20 protein-coding genes are annotated in these 25,906 nt (G+C 63.6%); 14 read left to right on the top strand and 6 right to left on the bottom strand.

Annotation, left to right across the window (positions count from 1 at the left end):
• Position 1: 1 nt before the first annotated feature.
• The 5 genes from coaE to LSQ66_RS01760 are packed head-to-tail and all read right to left on the bottom strand — an operon-like array spanning position 2 to position 5,823.
• A complete protein-coding gene (gene coaE / locus LSQ66_RS01740) occupies positions 2–634 on the bottom strand; it encodes a dephospho-CoA kinase (RefSeq protein ID WP_231768100.1) in 633 nt (210 codons plus the stop codon).
• 2 nt (positions 635–636) lie between these two features.
• The gene (locus tag LSQ66_RS01745; RefSeq protein ID WP_269449129.1) at positions 637–1,506 is read right to left on the bottom strand and encodes a prepilin peptidase; all 870 of its coding nucleotides are present in this window, start codon (positions 1,504–1,506) and stop codon (positions 637–639) included.
• 15 nt (positions 1,507–1,521) lie between these two features.
• Positions 1,522–2,736, bottom strand: coding sequence for a type II secretion system F family protein (locus LSQ66_RS01750; RefSeq protein WP_231768101.1), 1,215 nt, complete (start codon positions 2,734–2,736; stop codon positions 1,522–1,524).
• Between the two features lie 10 nt (positions 2,737–2,746).
• Positions 2,747–4,471, bottom strand: a complete 1,725-nt coding sequence (pilB, locus tag LSQ66_RS01755) for a type IV-A pilus assembly ATPase PilB (protein ID WP_231768102.1) — start codon at positions 4,469–4,471, stop codon at positions 2,747–2,749.
• A 59-nt stretch (positions 4,472–4,530) separates the two neighbouring features.
• Positions 4,531–5,823 carry an HlyC/CorC family transporter gene (locus LSQ66_RS01760; protein WP_231768103.1) on the bottom strand — a complete coding sequence of 431 codons (1,293 nt, stop codon included), beginning with the start codon at positions 5,821–5,823 and terminating at the stop codon, positions 4,531–4,533.
• Between the two features lie 325 nt (positions 5,824–6,148).
• Between LSQ66_RS01760 and LSQ66_RS01765 the strand changes: the two genes are divergently transcribed.
• The 4 genes from LSQ66_RS01765 to LSQ66_RS01780 all read left to right on the top strand — a co-directional run bounded on the left by LSQ66_RS01765 (position 6,149) and on the right by LSQ66_RS01780 (position 9,828).
• The gene (locus LSQ66_RS01765; protein ID WP_231768104.1) at positions 6,149–7,096 is read left to right on the top strand and encodes an IS110 family RNA-guided transposase; all 948 of its coding nucleotides are present in this window, start codon (positions 6,149–6,151) and stop codon (positions 7,094–7,096) included.
• Positions 7,097–7,141: 45 nt separating this feature from the next.
• Positions 7,142–7,990: a helix-turn-helix domain-containing protein gene (locus LSQ66_RS01770; protein ID WP_231768105.1), complete on the top strand. Its 849-nt coding sequence runs from the start codon at positions 7,142–7,144 to the stop codon at positions 7,988–7,990.
• Between the two features lie 74 nt (positions 7,991–8,064).
• Positions 8,065–8,556: a NuoB/complex I 20 kDa subunit family protein gene (locus LSQ66_RS01775; RefSeq protein WP_269449130.1), complete on the top strand. Its 492-nt coding sequence runs from the start codon at positions 8,065–8,067 to the stop codon at positions 8,554–8,556.
• A gap of 39 nt (positions 8,557–8,595) precedes the next feature.
• Positions 8,596–9,828 (top strand): glutamate carboxypeptidase, encoded by a 1,233-nt coding sequence (locus LSQ66_RS01780; protein ID WP_231768106.1) that lies wholly within the window; start codon positions 8,596–8,598, stop codon positions 9,826–9,828.
• On the opposite strand, the gene uraH is transcribed toward LSQ66_RS01780, so the two are convergent.
• Entirely contained in the window at positions 9,813–10,166 is a 354-nt protein-coding gene (gene uraH, locus LSQ66_RS01785; RefSeq protein ID WP_231768107.1) for a hydroxyisourate hydrolase, read from the bottom strand. The two genes, LSQ66_RS01780 and uraH, sit on opposite strands and share 16 nt — an antisense overlap.
• A gap of 94 nt (positions 10,167–10,260) precedes the next feature.
• On the opposite strand from uraH, the gene puuE reads away from it, so the two are divergent.
• The 10 genes from puuE to LSQ66_RS01835 all read left to right on the top strand — a co-directional run bounded on the left by puuE (position 10,261) and on the right by LSQ66_RS01835 (position 25,891).
• A complete protein-coding gene (puuE, locus tag LSQ66_RS01790; RefSeq protein ID WP_231770029.1) occupies positions 10,261–11,220 on the top strand; it encodes an allantoinase PuuE in 960 nt (319 codons plus the stop codon).
• Positions 11,221–11,299: 79 nt separating this feature from the next.
• Entirely contained in the window at positions 11,300–12,769 is a 1,470-nt protein-coding gene (gene xdhA / locus LSQ66_RS01795) for a xanthine dehydrogenase small subunit (protein WP_231768108.1), read from the top strand.
• An 11-nt stretch (positions 12,770–12,780) separates the two neighbouring features.
• Positions 12,781–15,108, top strand: a complete 2,328-nt coding sequence (gene xdhB, locus LSQ66_RS01800) for a xanthine dehydrogenase molybdopterin binding subunit (RefSeq protein WP_231768109.1) — start codon at positions 12,781–12,783, stop codon at positions 15,106–15,108.
• A gap of 9 nt (positions 15,109–15,117) precedes the next feature.
• The gene (gene xdhC / locus LSQ66_RS01805; protein WP_231768110.1) at positions 15,118–16,137 is read left to right on the top strand and encodes a xanthine dehydrogenase accessory protein XdhC; all 1,020 of its coding nucleotides are present in this window, start codon (positions 15,118–15,120) and stop codon (positions 16,135–16,137) included.
• A 19-nt stretch (positions 16,138–16,156) separates the two neighbouring features.
• Complete coding sequence (gene guaD, locus LSQ66_RS01810) at positions 16,157–17,473, top strand: guanine deaminase (protein WP_231768111.1); 1,317 nt, start codon at positions 16,157–16,159, stop codon at positions 17,471–17,473.
• Between the two features lie 30 nt (positions 17,474–17,503).
• Positions 17,504–18,952: an adenosine deaminase family protein gene (locus LSQ66_RS01815; RefSeq protein ID WP_231768112.1), complete on the top strand. Its 1,449-nt coding sequence runs from the start codon at positions 17,504–17,506 to the stop codon at positions 18,950–18,952.
• 442 nt (positions 18,953–19,394) lie between these two features.
• Positions 19,395–21,785 (top strand): TonB-dependent receptor, encoded by a 2,391-nt coding sequence (locus tag LSQ66_RS01820; RefSeq protein ID WP_231768113.1) that lies wholly within the window; start codon positions 19,395–19,397, stop codon positions 21,783–21,785.
• A 134-nt stretch (positions 21,786–21,919) separates the two neighbouring features.
• Positions 21,920–23,614, top strand: a complete 1,695-nt coding sequence (locus LSQ66_RS01825) for a bifunctional metallophosphatase/5'-nucleotidase (protein WP_231768114.1) — start codon at positions 21,920–21,922, stop codon at positions 23,612–23,614.
• A 3-nt stretch (positions 23,615–23,617) separates the two neighbouring features.
• Complete coding sequence (locus tag LSQ66_RS01830) at positions 23,618–24,832, top strand: phospholipase D-like domain-containing protein (protein ID WP_231768115.1); 1,215 nt, start codon at positions 23,618–23,620, stop codon at positions 24,830–24,832.
• On the top strand, positions 24,833–25,891 hold the full coding sequence (locus LSQ66_RS01835; RefSeq protein WP_231768116.1) for a S1/P1 nuclease: 1,059 nt from the start codon (positions 24,833–24,835) through the stop codon (positions 25,889–25,891). It begins immediately after the preceding gene.
• Positions 25,892–25,906 lie beyond the last annotated feature (15 nt).

Below are 25,906 nucleotides of genomic sequence, written 5' to 3' on the forward strand. Positions count from 1 at the left end.
ATTACAAACGTTGCGTGTCTATTGTCTGCCCCCCTTGGGAAAAGGCCAGGTAAAACTCGTGCAAACGGTCGATTTGGGGCTCCAGACCGGCAATTTGGCCGTCGTTGAGCACAATATCGTCGGCTGCCGCCAGCCGCACGGCGCGCGGCGCCTGGGCGGCCATGATGGCCTTCACTTGTTCTTCTGATAAGCCATTGCGGGCCATCACCCGGCTTACCTGCAGCTCTTCCGGGCAATCGACCACCAGCACGCGGCTCACGCGCGACTTCCAGGTGCCCGATTCCACCAGCAGGGGCACGTCGAAGATGACATAGGCGCCGGTGGCGATGACGGCTTCGGCCAGCACGGCATCGCGGATCATGGGGTGGAGAATGGCTTCCAGGCGGCGCTTGGCGTCCGGATCGCTGAACACCAGCTCGCGCATCTTCGCCCGGTCCAGGGCGCCGTCTGCATCCTCGAACTGGGCGCCGAATTCGGCCAGCACGGCGGGCATGGCGGCGCCATGGGGCGCGGTGAGGGCGCGGGCGATCTGGTCGGTGTCGACGATGCTGGCGCCGCGGGCGGCAAACATGCGGGACACCAGGCTCTTGCCGCTGCCTATGCCTCCCGTCAGGCCGACCGTGAAGCGTTCCATGCTTAGCCGAGCAGCCCGCGGGTGAAGGCGGAGATCGGCCCGCCGTAGAGCAGGGCGATCAGCCCCGCCGCGGCAAGATAAGGGCCGAAGGGGATGGGGTTGTTGCGCCCGCGCTTGGCGAACACGATCAGGCCGATGCCCACGATGGCGCCCACCAGGGAGGAGAGCAGGATGATCGTCGGCAGCATGAGCCAGCCCAGCCAGGCGCCCAGGGCCGCCAGCAGCTTGAAGTCGCCGTAGCCCATGCCCTCCTTGCCGGTGAGGAGCTTGAACAGCCAGTAGATGGACCACAGCACCAGGTAGCCCGCAGCGGCGCCGATCACGGCATCCTGCAGGGGCACGAAGGTGCCGTTCAGGTTCATCAGCAGGCCGGCCCACAGGAGCGGATAGGTGAGATCGTCCGGCAGCAGTTGGGTGTCGGCGTCGATGAAGGTCATGGCGATAAGCAGGTAGGCGAACAGCAGGGTCGCCATGCCTGCGTAGCCGCTGCCGAAGGTCCACACCAGCAGGCCGGAGACGAGGGCTGTCAGCGCTTCGATGATGGGGTAGCGGGCCGGGATCGGCGCCTTGCAGTGACTGCACTTGCCGCGCAGGACCAGCCAGCTCAGGACCGGAATGTTCTCCAGCGCCGTGATCTGGTGCCCGCAATGGGGGCAGGCCGAACGCGGCACCACGAGGTTGAAACGGTCCGTGTGGGGCAGCGGCTGGCCGGATTCGGAGGCGACGTAGTTGTCGGACTCCCGCTGCATCATCTTCGGCATGCGGTAAATGACCACATTCAGGAAACTGCCGATCAGAAGGCCGAAAATGGCGGCGATGACGGTGGCGCCCGTCGTGGCGGGCGGCGCGAACAGCATTAACGCTTCTTGCATTGTTTCTCTTTCTTGTTATACGACGGAGCCGAGCTTGAAGATCGGGAGGTACATGGCAACCACCAGGCCGCCGATCAATACGCCCAGGATCACCATGATCATGGGCTCCATGAGGCTCGACAGCGAGGCCACGGCGTCATCCACTTCTTCTTCGTAGAAGTCGGCGACCTTGCCCAGCATCGCATCCAGCGAGCCGGATTCCTCGCCGATGGAAACCATCTGCGTGACCATGTTCGGGAACACCTCGGCATTCTGCATGGCCACCGTGAGGCTCGTGCCGGTGCTCACTTCGGTCTGGATCTTGCGCGTCGCTTCCAGGTAGACGAAGTTGCCCGAGGCGCCGCCCACGGAGTCCAGCGATTCCACCAGCGGCACGCCGGCGGCGAACATGGTGGAGAGGGTGCGCGTCCAGCGCGCGATCGTCGCCTTGCGGATCACGTCGCCGAAGATGGGCAGGCGCAGGAGCAGCCGGTCCATGGCCTGCTGCACTTTCGCGGAGCGGCGCCAGGACTGGAAGAAGAAGTAGATGGAGGCGAACAGCCCGCCGAAGATCAGATACCAGTATTCGACGAAGAAGGCCGAGAGGTTCATCACGAACACGGTGGGAGCGGGCAGGTCCGCCCCGAAGCTGGTGAACACTTCCTTGAAGGCGGGGACCACCCAGATCATGATGACGGCCGTCACGATGAAGGCCACCGCCAGGATCGAGATCGGATACGTCAGCGCCGACTTGATCTTGGCCTTCATGGCCAGGGTCTTTTCCTTGTAGATGGCCAGGCGGGTCAGCAGGTCTTCCAGGATACCGGCCTGCTCGCCCGCGCCCACCAGGTTGCAGAACAGCGGATCGAAGTAGAGGGGGAACTTGCGGAAGGCCTGGTTCAGGCTCGTGCCGGTCTCGATGTCCGCGCGCAGGTCCATGATCAGTTTCGATACGGACGGATTGGCGTGGCCCTTGCCCACGATGTCGAAGGCCTGCAGCAGCGGCACGCCCGCCTTCATCATGGTGGCCAGCTGGCGGGTGAAGAGGGTGATGTCCTTGTCCGTGACCTTCTTGCCGGAGCGGTAGACCTTCTTCTTCACCTTCGTGACCATGATGCCCTGGCGCCGCAGCGTCACGTTCACCACGGCCTCGCCGCCTGCGCGCAGTTCGCCGCGCACGGTCTTGCCGGTCTTGTCCTTGCCTTCCCAGGCGAACACCGATTCCTTGACCTGATTGCCCGCGTTTGCCATTGTGTGTTTCCTATTCGTTCGTGCAGCCCAGCACTTCTTCCAGGCTGGTGAGGCCTGCCTTGACCTTCACCAGTCCGGACTGCCGCAGCGACTTCACGCCTTCCGACTCCGACTGCGCGGCGATCTGCATCGCGTTGCCGCTGGCAAGGATCAGCGCCTCGATGGCGGGCGTGATCGGCATGATCTGGTAGATGCCCACGCGGCCCTTGTAGCCCGAGCCGTTGCAGCGCTCGCAGCCCACGGGGCCGTATGGCTTCCAGTTGCCGTCCAGTTCTTCGTCCTTGAAGCCTGCGCGGCGCAGCAGGTCTTCCGAGATGTCGACCGGCTGCTTGCAGGTGCACAGGCGGCGCGCCAGGCGCTGCGCCGTGATCAGGATGACGGAGGAGGCGATATTGAAGGGAGCCACGCCCATGTTCATCAGGCGTGTGAGTGTGGACGGTGCGTCGTTCGTGTGCAGGGTGGAAAACACCATGTGGCCGGTCTGTGCGGCCTTGATCGCAATGTCCGCCGTTTCCAGGTCGCGGATCTCACCCACCATGATGATGTCCGGGTCCTGGCGCAGGAAGGATTTCAGCGCGACGGGGAAGGTAAGCCCCGCCTTGTCGTTCACGTTCACCTGGTTCACGCCGGGCAGGTTGATCTCGGCCGGGTCTTCCGCCGTCGAGATATTGATGCCGGGCTTGTTCAGGATGTTCAGGCAGGTGTACAGGGACACCGTCTTGCCCGAGCCGGTGGGCCCCGTCACCAGCACCATGCCGTAGGGGCGCTGGATGGCGTCCAGCAGCAGCTCCTTCTGGTCCGGGTCATAGCCCAGGGAGTCGATGCCCATCTGGGCCTGGGTCGCATCCAGAATACGCATCACCACCTTCTCGCCGAAGAGGGTGGGCAGGGTGGAGATGCGCAGGTCGATGGTCTTCGTAGGAGACACGATCAGGCGCATGCGCCCGTCCTGCGGAATGCGCTTCTCCGAGATGTCCAGCCGCGCCAGCACCTTGATGCGCGAGACCAGCTTTTCCTTGATGGAGACAGGGGGCTGCGCATGCTCCACCAGCACCCCGTCCACGCGGAAGCGGATGCGGTAGAACTTCTCGAAAGGTTCGAAGTGCAGGTCGGACGCGCCCATGTTCACGGCGTCCATCAGCATCTTGTTCAGGAAGCGCACCACCGGCGCGTCTTCCACGTCCGTGGAAGGATCGGGGGCGGCGTTCGCCTCCTCTTCCTCGGCGAACTGGATGTCGCCTTCCTCGCCCGCCAGGTCGGCGATGGTCTGGTCGGCGCTCTTGCCCAGTTCATTCAGCAGGCGGATCAGCGCATCGTGCGGCACGATCACGGGTTCCACCGAGCTCTCGGTCTGGAACTTGATCTGGTCCAGCGCCTGGGTATTCGTGGGGTCCGAGATGGCAACGGACATCTTGTTCCCGCGCTTGGCCAGGGCCACCACCCGCTGGCTCTGCATCAGCTTGGGCTCGATGATCTTGGGCGGCAGGGCGTCGATGCTGAAGGCCGCCAGGTCCATCAGGGGATAGGCGAAAGTTTCGGAGCAGAACACGGCCAGCTCGCGTGCGTTCACCGTGCCGCTGGAAACCAGCACGTCGATGAAGGGCAGCTTTTCGGCCTGGGCCCGGCGGTTGAGCGCGTCCGCCTGCGGCAGGGTCAGCTTCCCGGCCTGCATCAGCGCCCGCGCCAGCCCTGACACGGGAGCGCCAGCCGACGAGTTGGTTTGCACTGATGCCATAGGAACGCGCTAGTGAGTGGGTAAAGGGGCTGCGATCCTAGGGATGATGCCTGCGAGCATCATTTTTGTAAAGCAGGCCCATCTATACGTCGCAATTTGACGACTTTGATCGACTGGTCGTGCACCTGCATGACCTCGATGATGCAATTGCCAATCTTGACACTGATTGGCGCTTCGGGAATCTCCTGCAGCCATTCCAGCAGCATCCCGTTCAGGGTTTTCGGCCCATCCAGGGGGAAATCGAGGCCCAGGCGCTTGTTAATGTCGCGCAGCGCCGTCACACCTTCCAGTATACATTCGCCACGGGCATCCCAGCCGAAGGAATCGGCCCGTGCCGCGCTCGGTGTGGACGTGGTGAAGTCCCCGATCATTTCTTCGATGATATCGTCCAGCGTGACCAGGCCCTGCACTTCGCCGTACTCGTCCACGATGATGGCCAGGCGTTCCTTGTTTTCCTGGAAATTCTGCAGCTGGTCGAAGGCGCCCGTGTCCTGGGGGATGAAGTAGGGCTCGCTCAGCAGGGCGCGGAAGTGTTCGGCGGTCAGCTCGTCTTCCTCGTTCAGCAGGCCCACCGCCTTGCGCACATGCAGGATGCCCACGATCTGGTTGATTTCGCCGTCGTAGACCGGCAGCTTGTTGTGGTAGCAGGTGGTGAGCTGCTCGCGGATCTGTTCGACCGGAACGGACAGGTCCAGCGCCTCGATCTGGGCGCGCGGCGTCATCACGTCCTCCACCGAGATCGACTCCAGGTCAAAGAGATTGAGCAGGATGCTCTTGTGCTTCTGCGGGATGAAGTTGCCGCTTTCGAGGAGTACGGAGCGCAGCTCGTCCGGCGACAGGCGCGCATCCTGCAGGGCGCTGGAGGGCTTGATGCGGAAGAGGCGCAGCAGGGCGTTCACGAACAGGTCCACGAACCAGATCAGGGGCCTGGCCATGCGCAGCAAGGGGCGCAGGATCACGCTGGCGGGCAGCACGATCTGGTCCGCGTAGCGGGCGCCGATGATCTTGGGCGAAATCTCCGCCACCACGATCAGCACGAAGACGACGGCGCAGATGGCGATCACGATCACGTGTTCCTCCATGCCGAAATTTGTGATGGCGATGGCGGTGACGAGGGCGATCGCCATGGCGTTCAGCAGCGTATTCGCGACCAGAACGAGCGAGAGCAGGGTTTCCGTGCGTTCCAGCAGCCAGAGCGTGGCAATGGCGCGGCGGCTGCCGCGTTTTGCCTGGTGGCGAAGACGAAAACGGTTGGCCGCCATCAGGGCGGTTTCGGCCATGGCGAAGAAGGCCGAGAGGAAGATCAGGAAAGCGAGCGCAAGAAATTGCGCCCACAAGGGAATATTGTCCAAGTGGATGATTTAGGCAGCTGCGGAACCCCCATTGTAGCAGTTGACAGAGGGGACAGACCCTGAACAGGGTCTGTCCCCGAAATCCCAGTCAGCCACTAAACATAGTTGGCGAACTGTGTTCGGCTATCGACTGTGCCGCCGGGGACAGACCCCCCGAGGTCTTATATCTTCAACATACGCTAAATTATGTCTGCGGGCATGCCAGTCTGATAGGTCTGTGGGAGCAAATCCCGTGGGACAGCCAATGACGGCATGCTCGATTCTTTGTAGCCCGAACAGTTGTCAGGGGGCGAACCCCGGATCAGTAAGAATGGGAGAAAGAATCATGCAGAACGCAGACGATGGGTTGTACGTCGGGATCGATGTCAGCAAGAAGAGTCTGGACGTCGATAGTCTTCCGCTGTCACATCGGGCGCAGTCCCCCAATGACGCGGGTGGTCATCAGAACCTGAAAGCCAGGTTGTTGCAGCTACAGCCGCGATGGATCGTGGTGGAGGCGAGCGGCGGTCTCGAAATGGAATTGGTCAGCGTACTGGCAACTGCGGGGTTGCCAGTGGCGGTCATCAATCCCAAACAGGCCAGGGATTTCGCCAAGGCCATTGGCGTGCTTGCGAAAACTGACCAGGTCGATGCCATTGTTCTGGCCCGCTTCGGGCAAGCGGTCAAACCGGCACTGCGTCCAATTAAAGACGGTGAGCTACGCCATCTGGAGGACGTTCTGACTCGAAGACGCCAGTTGGTCGATATGCTCACAGCTGAGAAGAACCGAAAGCTGCAGGCGACCGCTCTCATTGCAAAAGAGATCAATGAGCATATTGAATGGCTCGAGCAGCGTATCAAGGGCACCAATGGTGATCTGGGGCGGGCTATCAAGGAAAGTCCGCTATGGCACGCTAAAGCCGACCTGCTCTCATCCATCCCCGGCGTAGGCTCCATCACCGTCGCAACCCTGCTGGCGCAGTTACCCGAGCTTGGCACGCTCAATCGGCGCGAAATCGGTGCGCTGGTTGGCGTCTGCCCATACAGCCGTGACAGCGGCAAGATGCGGGGGAAGCGAAGAATTTGGGGTGGCAGGGCATCGGTACGGGCGGTCCTCTACATGGCCACCTTGGTCGCCATCCGACACAATCCCGTCCTCAAAAGCGCCTACGCCCGGCTGCTCGCGGCAGGAAAACTCAAGAAAGTAGCCATCGTGGCTTGCATGCGCAAGCTGCTCGTCACCATGAACGCCATGTTGCATAACAACGAGAGGTGGGCAGCAACCCTCGATTAATTAATCAAGACAGTTGCTGTCCCCTATTCCTTCTATAATCTTGGGATGGAAGAGACGGGTGCGCTCAGTGCGGCTGGCGAGAGGCTGGCCTTTCTTCCGCCAGCGGCCTTGGCGGGAGTGGTGCGCTATTTCCACGTTGAGCGCGCGAGTCCGGGGCCTGTGCTCGTACCCTCGACGCCGTCGGCCATGCTCACTTTCTTCGTCAGCGGCTGCTCGCTCGCGGGCGGCACACGCTTCGACCGCGCCATGCTGAGCGGGCCGCTCACACGTCCTTTCGCGGCCTTGTGGCAGGCCGATACCACCTTCGTCAGCGCCCTGATCGAGCCGGAATATCTCCCGCTGCTGTTCGATGTGGATGCGGCGGAGCTGAGCGATATGCCCGTGACCCTGGCCGACTTGCCCTCCGCGCCGGACTGCGAGGCACTGGAAGCGCTGCTGCCAACCTTGCCCTCGCCCCGGCGCTGGGCATTGGCTCTCGCGCAATGGCTGCTGGCGCTGCTGGACCGCCGCGAAGGGCTGCGCGAAACCTTCATCCTGCCGCGCACGATGCTGGCCCTGTCCACGGACGATATCGCTACCCGCTACGGCATGAGCGTGCGCCAGCTGGAGCGCCGCCACCTCGCCAGCTACGGCCTCACCCTGCGCGACAGCCGCAAGATGGAGCGCTACGTGCACGCGCTGTCCGCCTTGCTGCTGCTGCCTCCCAGCCGGGGCCTGCTCACCCGCATAGCCATGGACGCGGGCTACCATGACCAGGCCCACATGGTGCGCGATTTCACGCACTACACCGGCATGGCGCCCGGCGCGCTGATGAAGGGCGCACAGGAGGAGCAGGAGCTGCGCCTCTATCGCTACGAAGAGCCTTACCGCGAAATCGTGGCCCGCCATCGCTGATGTCGTTTCCGTACAATTTTCCCTGAGCCGTCCCCGCTATCCTCCCCTGCGTGATTCGACAGGGGAGGGCAGCAATGGAAGCAACACTGGAACGCGATGGATTCATGATCACTTCGGCCGAGGCCCTGCTGAATGCCGCGCGCACGGACAGCCTGTGGTATCTGAGCTTCGGCCTTGCCTGCTGCGCCGTGGAGATGATGGAAGCCGCGTCCGCGCGCTACGACATGGACCGCTTCGGCATGATTCCCCGTCCCTCGCCCCGCCAGGCGGACCTGATGATCGTCGCGGGCACGCTCACCAACAAGATGGCGCGCGCCATGCGCAAGTCCTACGACCAGATGCCGGAGCCGCGCTACGTGGTCTCCATGGGGTCATGCGCCAATGGGGGCGGCTACTACCACTACAGCTACTCCGTGGTGCGCGGCTGCGACCGTATTGTGCCGGTGGACGTGTATGTGCCGGGCTGCCCGCCCACGCCGGAAGCCCTCATCTACGGCCTCGTCCAGCTCCAGCGCAAGATCAAGGCCGAGCGGCCAAACCGCCACTACACCGAAATCGCTCGTTGATGGGATATGATTCCCCGATCTTCTAGACACGGGGGAACGATGGCAAGGAAACTGGTAGCAGGCGCCGTGATGGCGCTGGCAGGTCTGGGCGCTTCGGCGCAAACGCCGGATGCGGCGCTGCTGAAGCGCGCGGAGCAGGTCAAGCCCGAGGCATTGAAGCTTCTGGGCCGCATGGTGAATATCGATTCGGGCACCTTCAGTGAAAAAGGCCTGAACGCGGTGGGCGCGCTGGCTTCGGCGGAACTGAAGAAGCTTGGCTTCAAGGTCGAGACCTTCTCCGCCGCTCCCGCAGCGGGCAAGAACATCGTCGCCACCCTGAACGGCAAGGGCAAGGGACGCGTGCTGCTGGTCGCCCACATGGACACCGTCTACGCCGATGGCACGGCCAAGGCCAATCCCTTCCGCATCGAAGGCAGCCGCGCCTATGGACCCGGCATCATGGACGACAAGGGAGGCATCGTCGTGGCCCTGTACGCGCTCAAGCTGCTGAAGGAAAGCGGCTTCCGCGACTTCGCCCGCATCACCGTTCTCCTGAACACGAACGAAGAAACCGGCTCCCACGGTTCGCGGGAGCTGATCGAGAAGACGGTCAAGGAGCATGACGTGGCCCTCAACCTGGAGCCGGGGCGCGCTGCGGATGGCGTGGTCATTGCGCGCAAGGGCAGCGGCGAGATCGGCATGGAAGTGCAGGGCAAGGCCGCGCACGCAGGCGTCGCCGCGAAACAGGGCGTCAACGCCGCCATGGAGGCCGCCCATCAGGTGATCCAGCTTTCAGAACTGGGCAACGAAGAGAAGGGCACCACCGTCAACTGGACGGTGCTGAAAAGCGGAGACCGCAGCAACGTGATACCGGACCTGGCGACCGCGCAGGCCGATATCCGCGTGTCGGTGCCCGAGGAATTCGACCGCGTGGAGCAGGACATTGCCCGCATCTCGTCCAAACAGCTGATCAAGGACGCGAAGGTGAGCATCCACCTGCGCCGCGGCTTCCCGCCCATGCCGCAGAGCCCTGTAACGGATGCGCTGGCGGCGAAGGCCAACGAAATCTACGGGGAACTGGGCCGCAAGCTGACGCTGGAGAGCACCGGCGGCGCCGCCGACGCGAGCCTCATGTTCGCGGCGGGCGTGCCTACGCTGGACGGTTTGGGCATTGTCGGCGGCGGCATTCACACGCCGGGCGAGTATGCCGAAATCGAGAGCATTCCGCCGCGCGTCTACCTATTGGCGCGGCTGATCCAGGAAGCGGGCAAGGGCCTTCAGCTGCCCCGGTAGGTGGAGTAGGACCAGGGCGACACCACCAGCGGCACGTGGTAGTTCTGGTCCGCATGCGCGATGCCGAAGGCGATGGTCACCAGGTCGATGAAGCGTGGTGATGGCAGCGCCACGCCCAGGTCGGCGAAATAGTCGCCCGCGTTGAATACCAGCTCATACTGGCCCGGCTTCAGCGCACCGCCTTCCAGCAGGGGCGTGCCGCAGCGGCCGTCGCTGTTGGTAACGTCCATCTTCAGCAGCGTTTTGCCCTCCGCCCCTACGGCGAAGAGCGCCACCTTCACACCTGAGCCGGGGCGGCCGTGTGCAGTATCCAGAACGTGAGTCGTCAGTTTTCCCATTGCAGTCCTCGTGTCGATATCCGGAGAATCATATACTGTGGTATGCCTGTCAATATAACGAAGGCGGTATGGATATGCTATTCCTGGAGACATGATGAGCACTTACGACAACTACCCCCGCGACCTGATCGGCTACGGCCGCAATCCACCCCATCCCAAATGGCCGAAAGACGCCCGCGTGGCGCTGCAGTTCGTGCTGAACTACGAGGAGGGCGGCGAGAACAATGTGCTGCACGGCGATGCAGCCTCGGAGACCTTCCTGTCGGAGATCATCGGCGCCGCGGCCTTCCCCATGCGGCACATGAGCATGGAGTCGATTTACGAGTACGGCTCGCGCGCGGGCCTTTGGCGCCTGCTGCGCATGTTCGAGCAGCGCAGGCTGCCGCTGACCATCTTCGGGGTCTCCATGGCGCTCAAACGGCACCCCGAGGCGGTGGCCGCCTTCCAGGAGCTGGGCCACGAAATCGCCTGCCATGGCCTGCGCTGGATCTCGTACCAGAACATGGATGAAGCCACGGAACGGGCGCACATGAAGGAAGCGGTCGAGATCATCCGCGACATGACCGGCAGCGCGCCGCTGGGGTGGTACACCGGCCGCGATTCGCCCAATACGCGCCGCCTGGTGGTGGAGCATGGCGGTTTCGCCTATGACGCCGACTATTACGGCGATGACCTGCCGTTCTGGCAGGAGGTGGAGCATCTGGACGCGAACGGCAAGCCCGCCGTGACGCCCCAGCTGATCGTGCCCTACACCCTGGACACGAACGACATGCGCTTCGCCGCCATGCAGGGCTTTAACAGCGGCACCCAGTTCTTCGACTACCTCAAGGACGCATTCGACGTGCTGTACGAGGAAGGCGACCCCGAAGGCCTGAACCGGCCGAAAATGCTGTCCATCGGCCTGCACTGCCGCCTGGCGGGACGCCCGGCGCGGGCGGCGGCCCTGGCGCGTTTCCTCGACTATGTGCAGAGTCATGACGATGTGTGGATTACCCGCCGCATCGACATTGCCGAGCACTGGCGCCTGCATCATCCTTATATTAAGAATTCCTGATAAGTAAAATCACCGAAAATATATAATCGGGTCGGGCTCTGGTGTTAATCTTTTAACTTGGGATTACGCCGAGGCCGAAATGTCAGAACCGATTCGTTTTTACTTCCGTGGCGCCGTGCATGAAGTGCGCGACGCTGCGCCCACGCAGACGGTGTTGCAGCATCTGCGCGAGGATCTGCATTGCACCGGCACCAAGGAAGGCTGCGCCGAAGGCGACTGCGGGGCCTGCACGGTGGTGGTGGGCGCGCTCGGTGCGGACGGCCAGCTTGAGATGAAGGCGGTGAACTCCTGCATCCAGCTCACACCCACTCTGGACGGCAAGGCCCTGTTCACCGTGGAAGACCTGCAGCAGCCCGATGGCGCGCTGCATCCCGTGCAGCAGGCGCTGGTGGAATGCCACGGCTCCCAGTGCGGCTTCTGTACCCCCGGCTTTGCCATGTCCCTGTGGGGCATGTACCTGAAGCAGGAAGGCCGCCGTCCCGAACGCAAGGAAATCGACGACTGCCTGTCCGGTAACCTGTGCCGCTGCACGGGCTACCGCCCCATCATCGACGCGGCCGGGCGCATGACCGAGCTGCCGCGCGTGGAATTCGATGCCGCGCATGTCACCAGCCAGCTCGCAGGACTGAAGCGCGATGCACTGGCCATCTACTCCGCGCAGGGCCAGACCTTCATGGCCCCGCGCACCCTTGGCGAACTGGCGCAGCTGCGCGCCGAACATCCGCGCGCCACGCTGCTGGCCGGGTCCACCGACGTGGGCCTCTGGATCACCAAGCAGATGCGCGACCTCGAAGGCATCATCTATCTCGGCCACGTGGACGCGCTGAAGTTCGTGCGCGAGGCGGATGGCCTGCTCGATATCGGCGCGGGCGTGTCGCTGGAGGATGCCTACAACGCCTTGTGCGAACACTATCCGCAGGAGCTGGGCGAACTGCGCCAGCGCTTTGCCTCGCTGCCGATCCGGCAGGCGGGCACCCTGGGCGGCAATGTCGCCAACGGCTCGCCCATCGGCGACTCCATGCCCTGGCTGATCGCGCTGAGCGCGCAGGTGGTACTGCACAGCGTGCGCGGCGAGCGTGTGCTGGCGCTGGAAGACCTCTATCTGGACTACATGAAGAAAGACCTGGCGGCGGACGAATTCGTGCTCTCCGTGCGCGTGCCTCTGCCGCGCCCGAACGTCGCATTCCGCACCTACAAGCTGGCCAAGCGCTTCGACCAGGATATTTCCGCCGTGTGCGCCGCCTTTGCCTTCACGCTGGATCGCGGCGTGGTCACCGGCGCGCGCATCGCCTTCGGTGGCATGGCGGGCACGCCCAAGCGCGCGGCGAGGGCAGAGAGCCTGCTGGCAGGCCGACGCTGGGACGAAGCCGCACTGGCCGACGCCATGCGTGCGCTGGCCGAAGACTACGCGCCCCTGAGCGATATGCGCGCCAGCAGCGAGTACCGGATGAAGACCGCGCAGAACCTGCTGCGCCGCTTCTGGCTTGAAACGCGCAGCGATGCGCCGCTGGCGGCCGACGCCGTCAACGCCTTCGCCTGCCGCGCCTGAAAGGAAATGCGATGAACTATCCCGGCACTCCAGAACTGAGCGCGGCCGCCTGGACGGCGGTAGGCGTGGCGCGTCCGCATGAATCGGCCGAGCTGCACGTGCTCGGGCAGGCCGCATACACCGACGATATTCCCGAAGTCCAGGGCACGCTGCACGCGGCGCTTGGCCTGTCCTCCAAGGCGCACGCGAAGATCGTCAGCGTCGATCTCGCGCCCGTGCGCGCCATGCCGGGCGTGGTGGACGTCTACACCGTGGCCGACATTCCCGGCACGAACGACTGCGGCCCCATCATCCATGACGATCCCATTCTCGCGGACGGCATCGTGCAGTACGTGGGCCAGCCGATCTTCATCGTGGTGGCGGACTCGCACACCAATGCCCGCCGCGCCGCGCGCAAGGCGGTGATCGAATACGAAGAACTCACGCCTATCCTTACACCGCAGGAAGCGAAGGCCGCGCAGTCCTATGTTCTGCCGCCCCTGCACCTGAAGCGCGGCGACTGCCAGGCCGCTTTCGAGCGTGCGCCGCACGTGGTGAAGGGCCAGCTCTTCGTGGGCGGCCAGGAGCAGTTCTATCTCGAAGGCCAGATCGCCTACGCCATCCCCAAGGAAAACAAGGGCATGCTGGTGCAGTGCTCCACGCAGCACCCGAGCGAGATGCAGCACGTGGTGGCGCATGCGTTGGGCCGCCACTCGCACCACGTAACCGTGGAATGCCGCCGCATGGGCGGGGGCTTCGGCGGCAAGGAATCCCAGTCCGCGCTGTGGGCCGCATCGGCGGCGATTGCGGCGGCGAAGTCCGGCCGTCCCGTCAAGCTGCGCGCAGACCGCGACGACGACATGATGGTGACGGGCAAGCGACACTGCTTCTATTACGAATACGAGGTTGGCTACGACGACAGCGGCAAGATCCTGGCGGCGAAGGTGGACATGACGCTGCGCGCAGGCTTCTCGGCCGACCTCTCCGGCCCTGTGGCCACGCGCGCCGTCTGCCACTTCGACAATGCCTACTACCTGTCGGACGTCGACATCCGCGCTGGCTGCGGCAAGACCAATACGCAATCGAATACCGCATTCCGCGGCTTCGGCGGCCCGCAAGGCGCCATTGCCATCGAATACGTGATCGACGAGATCGCGCGCAATCTTGGCCGCGATCCGCTCGACATCCGCCGCCAGAACTTCTACGGCAAGGAAGAACGCAACCAGACGCCATATGGCCAGGTTATCGTGGATAACGTGATCGGCGAACTGACGGCGGAGCTGGAGCAGAGCAGCGAGTACCGAGCCCGCCGCAAGGCCATCGACGATTTCAACCGCAGCAGCCCCGTACTGAAGAAAGGCCTCGCCCTCACGCCGGTGAAGTTCGGCATCGCCTTCAACGTGACCCACCTGAACCAGGCGGGCGCGCTGGTGCACGTGTACGTGGACGGCTCGGTGCTTGTGAACCACGGCGGCACCGAGATGGGGCAGGGCATCAACACCAAGGTAATGCAGGTGGTCGCGCACGAACTGGGGCTCGACCTCGAACACGTGCGCATCACCGCCACCGACACCAGCAAGGTCGCCAACACCTCCGCGACAGCTGCATCCACCGGCGCGGACCTGAACGGCAAGGCCGCGCAGGACGCCGCACGCAAGGTGCGCCAGCGCCTGGCCGATTTCGCCGCAAAGCTGCACGGCGGCGAAGCCAGCGGCGTGCAGTTCCACAGCAATGCCGTGCACGTGAACGGCCAGAGCATCCCCTTCCCGGACCTGGTGCAGAAAGCCTATCTCGCGCGGGTGCAGTTGTGGTCGGACGGCTTCTACGCCACGCCCGGCCTGAGCTGGGACCCGAAAACCATGAGCGGCCACCCCTTCTCCTACTACGCCTACGGCGCGGCGGTTTCCGAAGTGGTGGTGGACACGCTCACCGGCGAATGGAAGCTGCTGCGCGCCGATGCACTGTACGACGCGGGCCAATCCCTCAATCCGGCCATCGATATCGGCCAGGTGGAGGGCGCCTTCATCCAGGGCATGGGCTGGCTCACCACCGAGCAGCTGTGGTGGAACAAGGCGGGCAGGCTGATGACGCACGCGCCATCGACCTACAAGATCCCCGGCATCTCCGATTGCCCGGAAGACTTCCGCGTGCGCCTCTTCGAGAACCGCAACGTCGAAGACAGCATCCACCGTTCGAAAGCCGTGGGAGAACCGCCGCTGCTGCTCCCATTCTCCGTCTTCTTCGCAATCCGCGACGCCATTTCCAGCGTGGGCGGGCACAAGGTCAATCCGCCGCTGAACGCCCCGGCGACGAGCGAAGAAATCCTGCGCGCCATTGCCGCGGTTGAAGCCGCGAGCTGAAAGCCTGCGATGAACGATTGGCTCACAGACGCCGCCGGTCCGGCGGTCCTGGTCACGGTTGCGAGGGTTGAAGGCTCGGCCCCGCGCGAAGCCGGCACGAAAATGCTCGTGACGGCGGACGCGCAATACGACACCGTCGGCGGCGGCCACCTCGAAATGCGCGCCACCACCATCGCCCGCGAAATCCTCGGCTCAGCCCGTGTCCAAATCTGGTGCCAGGCACCAGATTTGGACACGGGCACAGCCGTACGCTATGAGCGCTTCCCGCTTGGCCCAAGTCTCGGCCAGTGCTGCGGCGGCGTTGTGTGGCTGGCCTTCGAGCTCGTGCACGGACACGTTGCGGACATCCTGCAGGCCCTGCGCGAGCGCAGGGGCGAGGACAGCTGGCGCATCACGGCTCTTGATGGCGCAGCGGCGACAGCGCTTTTCGATGCCGAAGGAAAGCTGCTGGCAGGCGCAGAAAACACGCCGCGCTTCGACCGGTCGTTCGACGCATACCTTATGAAGGACGACACGGGCCGCAGCTGGCTGGTCGATCCCTGCCTCGCCCCGCGCGCCCAGCTTCTGCTCTTCGGCGCAGGCCACGTTGGAGCAGCCATCGTGCGCGCCATGGCGGACCTTCCATGCCGCATCACGTGGGTGGACGAACGCGAAGACCTGTTCCCGGCGGAGATTCCGCCGAACGCCGTCATGGAGATCAGCGACACACCGCAAGCCCTCGTCGCCCAAGCCCCGGCAGGCGCCAGCTATCTCGTCATGACCCACAGCCATGCCCTGGACCAGGCGCTGACGGAAGCCATTCTCGCCCGCGGGGACATTGGCTGGTTCGGCCTGATCGGCTCCGCTACGAAGCGCAAGCAGTTCGAGAACCGCCTGCTGGCGCGCGGCTTCAATGAAGACCGGCTGAAGGAGATGGTGTGTCCCATCGGACTGCCGGGTATTATCAACAAGGCGCCCGCCGTGATCGCGGCCTCCGTGTGCGCCCAATTACTCACCGTCTGGGAAGCGCAGTCGCTTCTCAGGCCATAGCAGCAACAGAAAGATCCAGATGCAGACAGCTCACAGCAGCGTGCAAGCCTACCGAGGTGGCTTGCTGTACTTCCACGCCGATCCGGCCTTCATCGAACACGCCCATGCCTGGCATGAGGATGGGCTGCTGGTCGTTGCGGACGGCAAGGTGCAGGCCGCAGGCGATTACGCCACGCTGTTCCCCACGCTCCCTCCCGGCACGCCGGTGCAGGACTACCGGGGCAAGATCATCTCCCCCGGCTTCATCGACAGCCATATCCACTACCCGCAGACGGATATGATCGCCTCGCCGTCGCCTGGCCTCCTGCCCTGGCTGCAGGAGTACACCTTCCCGACCGAGCGGGCCTTCCAGGATCCGCAGCACGCCGGGCAGGTCGCCGAATTCTTCCTGGACGAGCTGCTGCGCGTGGGCACCACCACGGCCATGGTCTACTGCACCGTGCATCCCCAATCGGTGGACGCCTTCTTCCAGGCCAGCGAAGCGCGCGGCCTGCGCATGATCGCGGGCAAGGTGCTCATGGACCGCAACGGTCCGGACTTCCTGCAGGATACCGCCGAAAGCGGCGCCCGCGACACCGAAGACCTGATCCGCCGCTGGCACAATCACGGCCGCTCGCTGTACGCGATCACGCCGCGCTTCGCGCCCACGTCCACCGAAGAGCAGATGGCGCTCACGGGCGAGCTCGCGCGCGCCTGGCCCGACACCTTCCTGCAAACCCACGTCTCCGAGAACGAGGAGGAATGCCGCTGGGTGAAGCAGCTCTATCCGCAGGCGCGCAGCTATCTCGACGTGTACGACCGCTACGGCATGATGCGCCCGCGCGCCGTGTTCGGCCACTGCATCTGGCTCGACGAGCGCGACCGCGAGCGCATGCGCGAAACGCAGTCGGCCGCCGCCGTCTGCCCCACCTCCAATCTCTTCCTGGGCAGCGGCCTCTTCGACTTTGAGCAGGCGGACAAGGCGCGCATGCTGCTTTCCCTGGCAACAGATGTGGGCGGCGGTACTTCCTTCTCAATGTTGCAAACGATGAATGAAGCCTATAAAGTAGCGCGCTTGAAGGGCAGTTACCTTCCTGCAATGCGTATGTTCTACCTGGCCACGCTGGGCGCCGCGCGCAGCCTGCACCTGGAAGGCACGGTCGGCAGTTTCGCCGCAGGCAACGAGGCGGACTTCATCGTGCTCGATCCGCAGGCCACGCCGCTGCTGGCGCGCCGCGCGGCCCACTGCAACAGCCTGGAAGAACAGCTGTTCGCCCTGGCCCTGCTGGGCGACGACCGGGCAATAGCGGCCACTTACTCCGGCGGCAAGCTGGTCCATGCGCGGACGCAGGGCTGAGCCCGCCGATCAACTCAAGAAAGAGTACCCATGCAAAAGTCCCTGCCCAGCCTGATGATTGCCCTGGCCTTTGCGAGCGCCGCCGCGCCGCAGGTTCAAGCGGCGAGCAACGAAGACATCGTCAAGCGCCACTTCGCCTCCCTCGTGGCGAGCCCGGCGCCCAAGGTCTCGGAACTGCAGATGTTCCTGACCATGATGCCCAAGGGCGGCGACCTGCATCATCACTACTCGGGCGCCATCTACGCCGAGCAGTACCTGGAGTGGGTGGACAAGCAAGGCTACTGCGTCAACAAGACCGATTTCCGCATCCAGACCGAAGCCGCCGCCAAGTCCGCCACCTGCGTGAGCGGCAAGGACCTGGTGGCCGACAACAACGCCTACCGCGCCCTGCTGCAGAAGTGGTCCACCGTGGACTTCTACAACCACAGCGGCATGCAGCTGCCGCCGGACCAGACCTTCTTCGACACCTTCGGCTACTTCAATCCCGTGGCCTCGACCAATGGCAATGAAGGCCTGAAAACGCTGAAACAGCGCGCAATTGCCGAGAACCTCAGCTATATCGAGACCATCTACGAAATCGCCCCCATCACCCCGGACGCCGACTTCGACAAGCTGGCGGCCGAACCCGGCTTCGACAACGCGAAACTGGAAGCCGCCATGGCGGCCTTGCTGCCGAAGCTTGAGGCGAGCGCCGCCTTCGGCCAGGGCATCCAGAACTACCTGAATCACCTGCAGGCGGCAAGCGCGGGCGTGGACGACGAGCAGTTCACCATGCGCTACCAGCCTTTCGTGCTGCGCTTCCTCTCGCCCTCGATGGTGTTCTCCCAGATGCTGGCCAGCTTCAAGCTGGCGAAAGCCAGCCCGCAGATCGTGGGCGTGAACATCGTGGGCCAGGAAAGCCTGAATGTGTCCATGCGCGACTACAGCATGCACATGCAGATGTTCAAGTTCCTGAAGGCGAAGTATCCGGATGTGAAAATGGCCCTGCACGCGGGCGAGCTGGCCCTGGGCGTGGTGCCGCCGGAAGGCCTGAAGTTCCACATCGCAGAAGCGGTGAACGTGGCGGGCGCCAACCGCATCGGCCACGGCATCGACATCGCCCATGAGAGCAATGCCCTGGCGATCATGAAAACCATGCGCGAGCGCCGCATTCCCGTGGAAGTGAACCTCACCAGCAACGAATTCATCCTGGGCGTGAAGGGCGCGGCCCATCCGCTCGACCTCTACCGCAAGTACGGCGTGCCTTTTGTCATCTCCACGGACGACGCGGGCGTCACCCGTCACAATCTGTCGAACGAATACGTGCTTTTCGCCACCCGCTACAAGACGGACTACGCCGAGGTGAAGAAGCTGTCCTATGACAGTATCCGCTACGCTTTCCTGGCAGATGGCGACAAAAAGCGCCTGTTGAAGCAGCTGGACAGCCGTTTCGCGAAGTTCGAGGCCGATATCGCGGGCGCTCTCGCTACGACGAAATAGGCGGTCACGCCGCTGTCACGAATGGGCCGGGACTGTTGTCACAGTCCCGGCCCATTGTCTATTTGATACGCCTGTGGCTCGGGCGCGACATAATCGGTGAGACAAAACAACAGATTGCCACAATCGCAGATGAAAGAATTTCATTGTGGAAGGGCTCATTTATAATGCCGCCTGAACCGTCCTCGACTGAAAGCCCCAGCCTCCTGCCTCATTTCTGAGCATTTATTCGTTTTCCCTCTGAATAGCTTAGGGAAAACGTATTTGTGCTTGATTTAGCGATGGTGGCATAGTGGCTTGAAGGCAATTTGGCAACTTTTCTTGTCATAACGATGTCATGGACCGCACTTACACTCCGGTGTTGGTGCCGAGGAAGAGTCACCTCGCCTGTAGGTTTCAGCAAGTTCTGCTATTGGTTTTACTATAACACTCTAAGGGGTTTTCAATGCAATCCAAACAATATCCGGTCCTGCGCCTGAGCGCGCTCGCCGTGGCTGCCCAACTGGCATGCTTCGCCGCCGGCTCCGCCTTTGCTCAAACGGCATCGGAAGTGGCGCCGCAAGTGACCACTGGTTCTGGCAAGAACGAAGTGATCATTACCGGCAAGAAGCTGGGCATGGGCCTGATGGTGACCGAAGATGCGCCGAAAGCGCGTTCGACCATCACGGCGGAAGAACTGGAAAAGCAGCGTCCCACCGGCAATGCATATGAAGCCCTGGAGATGATGCCAGCGGTGAACAGCTACAACTACGACGCAACCGGCCTGTTCGGCGGCGGCCTGACCCTGCGCGGCTTCAACTCCGACCAGATCGGCGCCACCATCAACGGCGTGCCCGTGAACGACTCCGGCAACTTCGCCGTGTACCCGCAGGAATACGTGGACCAGGAAAACACCTGCTCCCAGTTCGTGACCCAGGGTTCCACCGACGTGGACTCCCCGCAGGTTGGCGCCACCGGCGGCAACTTCGGCATCGTGACCTGCAACCCGGAAAACAAGCAGCGCATCCGCACCATGCTGACGCTGGGCCAGCTCAACATGAGCAAGACCTACCTGCGCGTGGACTCCGGCCTGCTGTCGGACAACCGCTCCAAGTTCTTCATCTCCGCTTCGCACGCCGAAACGGACAAGTGGAAGGGCAAGGGCCAGGGCAAGCGCGACCACATCGACGCCGCCTTCAACTACGACTGGGACCGCTTCAACTACATTCACGCCACCATTCTGTGGAATGAGGCGATGAACCACAACATCAACAACCTGACCCTGACGGAACTGAACACCAAGGGTTACTACTACGACTTCTCGGACAACTACCAGGGCCACCTGACCCCTGTGAAGGGCACCGCGCAGAAGGAAGCCACCCAGTCCCCAGCCTACTGGAAACTGGCCGTGAACCCCTTCAAGAACGCCATCGCTTCGGCCACCGCCAAGTTCCGCCTGAACGAGAACCTGGACGTGAAATTCGTGCCTTACCTGTGGTACGGCTTCGGTAACGGCGGCGCAGGCCAGCAGCGCGCCCAGTCGGAAACCGGCTTCTACAACTCGACCACCGGCGTGCGCAACGGCGCCAAGGACCTGAACGGCGACGGCGACACCCTGGACACCGTCCTGGTGGCGAACGCCAGCGTGACCAAGACCTTCCGTCCTGGCGCCAACCTGGCCCTGACCTACACCATGGGCGACCACCAGATCCTGGGCGGCGTGTGGTGGGAGCGTGCGCGCCACCAGCAGACCGGCCCGATGGTTCCGCTGACCGGCGACGCGGACCGCGACTGGTACCTGCAGGAAGGCAAGATCACCCGTCCGGACGGCAAGTTCGCCCAGAGCCGCGACTGGATCTCGATCTCGACCGCCTACCAGGCGTTCCTGCAAGACACCATCAGCATGTATGACGACAAGTTCCAGATCAACGTCGGCATCCGCACCCCGCACGTGAAGCGCGACTTCACGAACTATGGCGATGAGAACAACACCATCATCCCTTACAGCATGGTTCGCAAGTACAACGACGTGCTGCCGCAGCTGGGCCTGCGCTACCGCCTGACCAACGACGACCAGCTCTTCGCTTCCGTGGCGAAGAACATGAAGGCGCCGCCGAACTTCGTGTTCGGTAACGTCGGCACCAGCGTCAAGGTCGTCAACGGCGTGCCAACCCTGATCGGCGACGTGAAGGAAGAGACCTCGATCAACACCGACATCGGCTACCGTCACCAGGACAAGAACTTCATCGCGTCCGTGACCTTCTTCTTCGTGGACTTCAAGGACCGCCAGGCGACCTCCTTCGACTCCGTGACCCAGACCAGCAGCTACACCAACGTTGGCAAGGTGAAGAACAACGGCCTGGAGATCGAAGTGGGCAACACCCCGATCAACGGCTGGTCCTTCTACGGCTCCATCGGCCTGAACAACAGCGAGATCAAGGAAAACATGCGCCAGAACGCGACTGCTTTCCTGCCGACCGCTGGCAAGGAAATGATCAACACGCCGAAGAAGAAAGCCGGCCTGTCGGTTGAATACCAGGACGGCGCATTCTGGACCCGCCTGAAGGCGCGCGCCACCGGCAAGCAGTACACCTCCATGATCAACGACGAATCCGCACCGGGCTACACCACCTTCGGTATCGACGGCGGCTACACCTTCGCGAACTTCGGCTGGCTGAAGCGTCCGAAGCTGACCTTCAACATCAGCAACATCACGGACAAGCAGTACCGCAACGCCTCGTCCAACACGGTCACCAACACCCAGCCAGTGCCGGGCGTCACGACCAGCACCGGCACCCAGCGCTACTACCTGGGCGCACCGCGCTTCGCGTCGGTCACCCTGTCGGTGGACATCTAATCGGCATTGCGCGCGGCTTGCAGGCCAGGCCGCGCGACCCTTGCTGCAACGGGCCTTCGGGCCCGTTTTTCTTTTGTAACGCCTTTGTTTCCCGCTCTCTGGGAGCGCCCGATTTGCGCTATGCTGCAATGCTTATGAAGATCCCATTTCACCGCCTTTCCCTGGCCGCCGCCGCGGTCCTGATTTCGGGCTGCGCCGCCTGGCAGCAGCCGCAAACCGTCGAGGTCAACCTGGTCGCCCTGAACGACCTGCATGGCCACCTGGAGCCCACCCGCTTCACTTATACCAGCGTGGACAGCAAGGAGCCGCGCACGGTCACGGCGGGCGGCATTCCCATCCTGGCGGGCGCGCTGAAGGAATGGCGGCGCCAGGACCCGGAACTGCTGCTGGTGGGCGCGGGCGACCTGATCGGCGCGAGCCCGGCGCTGTCCTCGATGTGGGCGGACGAGCCCACCCTCGCAGCGCTGGACATGCTCGGCCTGTCCGCCACCTCCGTGGGCAACCACGAATTCGACCAGGGCCGCGTGGAACTGCTGCGCCAGCAAAATGGCGGCTGCGACTCGCCGCGCGCGGACAAGGCCTGCAAGTACGCGGGCCCCCATCCCGGCGCCAAATTCAGCTACCTTGCCGCCAACGTGGTGGACGTGCGCTCGCGCAAGCCGCTGCTGCCTGCCTACCGCATCCTCGAATCGCATGGCGTGAAGATCGCCTTCATTGGCACGGTGCTGAAGGATACGGCGGAGGTCGTGGCCTCGTCCGGCATCACCGGCCTCGAATTCATCGACGAGGCGGATGCCGTGAACCGCCTGCTGCCCGAACTGCGCCGCCAGGGCGCGGGCGTGTTCGTGGTGCTGATCCACCAGGGCGGGCGCACGAAACAGGAATTTGACCGGCAGTACTGCTCCGACCTCGAAGGCGACATCGTGCCGGTGGTGAAGCGGCTCGATCCGGCCATCCGCCTGGTCATCAGCGGCCATTCGCACAAGGGCTATCTGTGCGACGTGGACGGCCGCATCGTGACGCAGGCGCAGATGGGCGGGCATATGCTCTCCCGTATCAAGCTGACCGTCGACCGCGAGGCCAACAAGCTGACGAACATCGACGCGCACAACGTGGTGATGACCCAGGGTGAGTTCTATCCCGACGCAGGCGCCGAGGAATTCCTGAAGCAGCTGCGCGAACGCAGCACGCGCGAGCTGGCGAAGCCGGTGGCGCACGTGGGCGCGCCCCTGATCACCCGCGACCGCAAGCGTGGTGTGGACGAATCGCCCCTCGGCCGCCTGGTGGCCGATGCCACGCTCTTCGCAGGCCGTCCTTACGGCGCGCAGATCGCCTTCATGAACGTGGGCGGCATCCGCCAAAGCCTGGAAGCGGGAGAGAACAATCTGGTCAACCTGGGCCATGTGCAGGCCGTGCTCCCCTTCGGGAACAGCCTGGTGGTAATGAACCTGACGGGCGCGCAGATCCGCGGACTCCTTGAGCAGCAGTGGGTTACGGACAAGGCGGAGGTGCGCGGCATCCTGCAGGTGTCGGAAGGCTTCAGCTACCGTTACGACCTGCGCCGTCCCGAAGGCGAGCGCGTGATCCCGGGAAGCGTGATGCTGAACGGCGTGCCGCTGGAAGACAATGCCTCCTACCGCGTCGCCGTGAACGCCTTCCTGGCCGAGGGCGGCGACGCCTTCCCCATGTTCATCAAGGGCAGCAACCGCGTGGAGACCGGCATCCGCGACACCGACTCCCTTGCGCGCTACCTCGTGAAGCGCGAGCAGGACAAGCGCCTGCCCGGCGCCGTGGCCGATGCGCCGCGTATCCAGCGCGTGACGGAGTAAGCGATGCGCCGCCTCCTGATTGCAGCCCTGCTCGCCGCCTGCGGCAGCGCCCATGCCGACTTCCGCATCCCCGGCTTCGAACTGGTGCAGACGGCGCCGGTGGAAACCACGCTGGCCAATGCCGACCTGCGCGACCCCATCACCGTGTGGTGCGAGATGTTCGACCAGGCGAAGAAGGAGATCGCCATCGGCCAGTTCTACGCCGCCAGCAAACCCGGCGCGCCGTTCGAAAAAGTAATCGCGCGGCTGGAAGCCGCGGGGCAGCGCGGCGTGAAGATCCGCTTCCTGCTGGACCAGAAAGGCGTGGGCCTGTCCGAGGCGTCCACCATCGCGCGCCTGAAGGCCATTCCCAACCTGGAGTTCCGCGTACTGGACTTCAACAAGCTCACCGGCAACGGCATCATCCACGCCAAATACCTCATCGTGGACCGTGCCGTCGCCTTCGTGGGCAGCCAGAACTTCGACTGGCGCTCCTTCACGCACATCCACGAAACGGGCCTGCGCGTAAGCGATGCGGCCATGGTCTCGCAGATCCAGGCCATCTTCGAGCAGGACTGGCAGGCGCAGGGCCAGATCGCGGCAGGGCAGGGCGTGCTGCCGCTGCAGGCCAAGAGCATGGTGGCGCCCTCGCTGGCGCAGCCGTCGCTGCTGCTGGCGAGTCCCGCGGCCTACAACCCGCCGGGAGTGATCGATTCCGAGACCGCGCTGCCCGCGCTGCTGGCCGAAGCGAAAGAGGAAGTGCGCATCCAGCTGCTGGACTACGCGCCCCTCAGCTACGGGCCGAAAGGCACGCGGCCCTACTACGCCGTGGTGGACAACGCCGTGCGCGCGGCCGCCAACCGGGGCGTGAAGATCCGCCTCATGGTCTCCAACTGGAACCTGGAAGCCCCGGCGCAGGCCTACCTGAAGAGCCTTGCCGTGCTGCCGAACGTGGAGATCCGCGTGGTGACGCTGCCCAAGGCATCGGAAGGCTTCATTCCCTATGCGCGCGTCATCCACAGCAAGACCATGGTCATCGACGGCAAGCTTGCCTGGGTGGGAACCAGCAACTGGGCGGGCGGCTACTTCGACCTCTCGCGCAACCTGGAAATCGTGCTGCGCAACGAAGACATGGCGCGCCGCCTGGCGGCAGTGCACGAGCAGGTATGGAGTTCGCAGTACGCCGAGGCGCTCGACATCAACAAACAGTATCCGAAACCGAAGAAGGGTAGCGAATAAATGAAAAAACTCGCATGCATCGTGGCGCTGTCCGGCGCCTTCGCCTCGTTTAACGCCATGGCATGGGGTAACGACGGCCACAAGATCGTCGGCGCCATTGCCGACCAGCTGATCAAGGGCAGCAAGGCCGAGAAGCAGGTGCAGGCGCTGCTGCTGCCGGGCGAAAGCCTGGAGAAGGTCTCGGTATGGGCGGACTGCGTGAAGGGCAGCTACTGCGGCCCGCAGACACCCGAGATGATGGCCTACACGGCGGCCAATCCCAAGCATAGCGAGTACCACTATACCGATGTGCCCTTCCAGCTGACCGAATACCACGACCACGGCGTGGGCACGGCGGAAGACGACATTGTGCAGACGATGAAACAGGCCATCCTCGTCCTGCAGGGCAAGGACACGCCCGCCACCAATCCGCACAAATTCACCAAGCGCCAGGCGCTGCTGATCCTCGTGCACCAGGCGGGCGACATCCACCAGCCGCTGCACGTGGGCGCGGGCTTCGTCAGCAAGGACGGCCAGTTCGTGGTGCCGAAGACCCAGGCGGAGATCGATTCGCTCAACATCTTCGACGCACGCGGTGGCAACAACCTGCTGCTGGACGATGCGAAGATCGAAGCCACCAGCTCCCAGCTGATTCCGCCGCCGGAAGGCGACGCGAAGCCCTCGACGGCGCCCAAATCCACGACCAAGCCCTTCCACTCCTACTGGGACACGACGGTGGTGAACTACGCCATGCGCCGCTCCAGCACGCGCACGCCGCAGCAGTTCGCGCAATGGGCCATCGACAGCAAACCGAACATCCCCGTGAACACGGGCGAGGTGGTGAGCTGGCCCTACCAGTGGGCCAACGACGCGCTGGCGGTATCGAAGCTGGCCTATGGCGACGTGAAGATCGGCGCCGTGAGCAAGCAGACCAGCCGCAGCACGGGCGAAAGCTACACGGTGTGGGCGCTCTCCGTGCCTGATAACTACCCTGTTCCCTCGTCCGCGATCGCCCGCGAGCAGCTGATCAAAGGCGGCTACCACCTTGCCTCCATGCTGCAGAAAATCTGGCCGAACTAAGCGCCCGGCCCTTTA

Source organism: Massilia endophytica (assembly GCF_021165955.1).
In the GTDB taxonomy this organism is placed as follows: Bacteria; Pseudomonadota; Gammaproteobacteria; order Burkholderiales; family Burkholderiaceae_D; genus Rugamonas; species Rugamonas endophytica.